At 81.9% G+C, this 3,471-nt stretch carries 5 protein-coding genes; all 5 read left to right on the plus strand.

Annotated features, from left to right (window positions below; translation table 11 throughout):
* Positions 1-15: 15 nt before the first annotated feature.
* Positions 16-1,218, plus strand: a complete 1,203-nt coding sequence (locus tag GTR02_RS20615) for a TadA family conjugal transfer-associated ATPase (protein WP_166609350.1) — start codon at positions 16-18, stop codon at positions 1,216-1,218.
* Entirely contained in the window at positions 1,215-1,919 is a 705-nt protein-coding gene (locus GTR02_RS20620; RefSeq protein WP_166609351.1) for a hypothetical protein, read from the plus strand. Before GTR02_RS20615 ends, GTR02_RS20620 begins: the two co-directional genes overlap by 4 nt.
* Positions 1,916-2,548 carry a type II secretion system F family protein gene (locus GTR02_RS23520; protein ID WP_166609352.1) on the plus strand — a complete coding sequence of 211 codons (633 nt, stop codon included), beginning with the start codon at positions 1,916-1,918 and terminating at the stop codon, positions 2,546-2,548. Before GTR02_RS20620 ends, GTR02_RS23520 begins: the two co-directional genes overlap by 4 nt.
* A gap of 142 nt (positions 2,549-2,690) precedes the next feature.
* Positions 2,691-2,975, plus strand: coding sequence for a DUF4244 domain-containing protein (locus GTR02_RS22510; protein WP_205709728.1), 285 nt, complete (start codon positions 2,691-2,693; stop codon positions 2,973-2,975).
* A gap of 89 nt (positions 2,976-3,064) precedes the next feature.
* A partial coding sequence (locus tag GTR02_RS22515; protein WP_205709729.1) for a TadE family type IV pilus minor pilin occupies positions 3,065-3,471 on the plus strand: 407 nt, incomplete at its 3' end.

The raw sequence follows: 3,471 nt of genomic DNA on the forward strand, positions 1-3,471 counted from the left end.
GTCCCGGGTGGGCCGGTGTCAGCGGGGCCGGGCGGCGCCGACGTCGCGGCCCGGGTGCGGGCGCGGCTGGCCGCCGCGGGGGCTCCCGTCGGCGACGGCCTCGACCCGCACGCGGTCGCGGCCGCCGCGGCGGCCGAGGGCGTCGTCCTCGGCGCGCCGGCCCTGCTGCGCCTCGTGGACGCCCTGCGGGCCGAGCTCACGGGCGCCGGCCGGCTGGAGGCGCTGCTGCGGGCCGACGGGGTCACCGACGTCCTCGTCAACGGCGGCGGCACGGTGTGGGTCGACGACGGCGCGGGGCTGCGGCCGGCCGGCCTCCGGCTCGACGGCGAGGCCGAGGTCCGGGCTCTCGCCGTGCGGCTCGCCGCGGGGGCCGGGCGCCGCCTGGACGAGGCGAGCCCCTTCGTCGACGCCCGGCTGCCCGACGGCACCCGGCTGCACGCCGTGCTCCCGCCGCTCGCGCCGGAGGGCACGCACGTGAGCCTGCGGGTGCCCGCGCTCCGCCGCTGGCGGCTGCCCGACCTCGTGGCCGCCGGCGGGCTCGCGCCCGCGCTGCTGCCCGTCCTGCGCGCGGTCGTCGGGCGCCGGCTCTCGCTGCTGGTCAGCGGCGGCACGGGGGCCGGCAAGACCACGCTGCTGCAGGCGCTGCTCGGCGAGGTCGGCGCCGCCGAGCGGATCGTGCTGGTCGAGGACTCCGGCGAGCTGCGCCCCGAGCACCCGCACGTCGTCCGCCTCGAGGCGCGGCACGGCAACGTCGAGGGCCGCGGCGGCATCGGCCTGGAGGTCCTCGTCCGGCAGGCGCTGCGGATGCGCCCGGACCGCCTCGTCGTCGGGGAGTGCCGCGGGGCGGAGGTCCGCGACCTGCTGGCCGCCCTGAACACGGGGCACGCGGGTGGCGCCGGCACGGTGCACGCCAACACGGCGGCCGACGTCGTCCCCCGGCTGCACGCGCTGGCCGCCGCGGCCGGCTCGAGCCCCGACGCCGTCGACGCCCAGCTCGTCGCGGGCGTCGACGTCGTCCTGCACGTCGAGCGCCGGCCCGCGGGGGGGCGCCGGCTCGTGGAGGTCGCCGTGGTGGGGCCCGGTGCGGCCGGGCTCCGCGTCGCCGTGCTGCCCGCGCTGACGGTGGACGCGGCCGGTGCGGTGCACCGGGGGCCGGGCTGGCCGGCCCTGGCGGACCGGCTGGGCGGCGCCGCGACGCTCGTGGACGCCGCCCCGTGACCGCCGCGACGACGGGCTGGCTCGTCGCGGCCCTGCTGCTGGCGGCCGGGGTGCTGGCCGGTCCGGCGGCCCGGTGGACCGGCCCGCGCGCAGCGAGGCTCCGGGTGCGCCGGCCCTGGTGGGTGCGAGCGGAGGCCGCGTCGCGCCCGGAGGACGAGCTCCTCCGCGGCGCGCGCCTCGCCGAGCGGGCCGCCGCCCTCCTGCGCGCGGGCGTCGCGCCGACCACGGCGTGGCAGCACGCCGCGCGCCCGCCCGTGGCCGCACTCCCTGGTACCGCGTCCCCTGGCACCGCGTCCTCGGGCACCGCGCCCGGGGGCACCGCCCGTGCGCTGCCCGCCGACGGGGGCGTCGACCTCGGCGGGGCACCGCCGGCCGTGCAGGCCGTGTGGCGGCTCGCCGAGCGCACGGGGGCGCCCGCCGCCGACGCGCTGGCGGCGTGCGCGGCCGGCCTGCGCGAGGACGCCGACGCGCACGCGGCGCTGCGGGTCGCGACGGCCGGGGCACGCGTCAGCGCCCGCACCGTCGCCCTGCTGCCCCTGGTCGGCCTTGCCCTCGGGGCGGCGCTGGGCGCGCCGCCGTGGCAGACGCTGCTGGCGACGGGGGCGGGCCGGGGCTGCGCCGTCCTCGGCGTCGGCCTGCTGCTCGCGGGCCGCCACTGGACGCAGCGCATGGTCCGCTCCGCGGCGGGAGGGCTCGGGTGAGTCCGCCCCTCACGGCGGCCCTCCTCGCCGCGGTGCTGCTGGCGCTCGCGGTCCTGGTCGTCCCCGTCCGCGACTCCCCGCGGGGCCACCGGACCCGCGGTGCCGCCCCGGGCACCCCGCGCGGTCCTCGTCCCCGTGGGCGGCGGCCCGCGGCCCGGGCCCGGGCGCTCGACGTACCCCTCCTCCTCGAGCTCACGGCCGCCGCCGTGAGCGCCGGGCTCCCGTCGGGCACGGCCGTCGAGGAGGCGCTGGCGGCGCTGGAGAGCACCCGCCCGGACGCGGGACCGGACGCGCCACGGGACGCGGTGGCCGAGGAGCTGCGCGGCGTCTGCGCGCAGCTGCGCCTCGGCGCGGACCCGCGCACGGCGTGGTCGGGCGCGGGGCCGGTGCTGCAGCCGCTGGCCGACGCCCTCCTGCTGTCCGCGCTCACGGGTGCCCCCGCCGCGGACCTGCTGCTCTCGGCCGCGGCCCAGGCGCGCCGCGAGCGCCGCCGTGCGGCGGAGGAGGCCGCGGCCCGCCTCGGTTCGCTGCTCGTGCTGCCGCTGGGCCTGTGCACCCTGCCGTCGTTCCTCCTGCTCGGCGTGGTCCCGGTCGTGCTGACCCTCGCCCGGTCCCTGCTGACGGGGTGAGGCCGCGGGGTCCACACCGGGACCCCTTCCCTCCCTGTCCACAACGCGCGCCCGCGGGCCCCCGCCGCGGTCGGCGGCCGGGGAACGTTCGTCACCGGGGGCCGCAGCCGCGCCCCGCCGACGCCCGACGAGAGGTCCTGACATGCTGCAGCACAACGACTCCGCTCCCCACCCGACGGGCGGCGTCCAAGAGCCCGCCCCCGCCGGCCCGCTCGCCCGGACGGCCGCCCGGGAGGTCCCCGACGCCCCCGTGGGGGACCTCGTGCCAGCGCCGGTCGTCCGGGACGCCGGTATGGCGACCGCCGAGTACGCCATGGCCACGCTCGCCGCGTGCGGCTTCGCGGGGCTGCTGATCGCGATCCTGCGCAGCACCGAGGTGCGGCAGCTGCTCCTCGGCGTCATCCGCCAGGCGCTGGCGCTCGGCTGATGCGCGGGCGGCCCGGCGGGGCGGCACGGTGCGGCCGGACCGTCCGCGAGCGGTCCGTGACTCGGCCCCCGGCGGGGGCGTCTCCGGCGGTGAGGTCGCGGGCGCGGGACGGGGGCTCGGCGACCCTCGAGCTCGCGGTCGCGATGCCCGCGGTCGTGCTCCTGCTCGCGGTCGTCCTGGCCGCCGCGGACGTCGTCGTCGCCCAGGTCGACTGCGTCGACGCCGCCCGGGCCGGGGCGAGGGCCGCCGCCCGCGGCGAGACCCCGGCGCTCGTGCGGGCCAGTGCGCTGCGCGTGGCCCCCGCCGGCGCCGTCGTCGCGGTCCGCAGCGGCGGCAGCACCGTGGTCGTCGAGGTCTCTTCCCGGCGCGCGGCCCTCGGCCGCTTCGGCGGCACCCTGCTCACGGGCGCCACGGCGACCGCCGCGGTCGAGGCGACCGCGGGGGCCGGGGGCGCCGCGGCGCCCGTGAGCAGGGTGCCGCCGAAGCGGCCGAGGGC

Origin of the sequence: Kineococcus siccus (assembly GCF_009906795.1) — a bacterium.
Lineage (GTDB): Bacteria > Actinomycetota > Actinomycetes > Actinomycetales > Kineococcaceae > Kineococcus > Kineococcus siccus.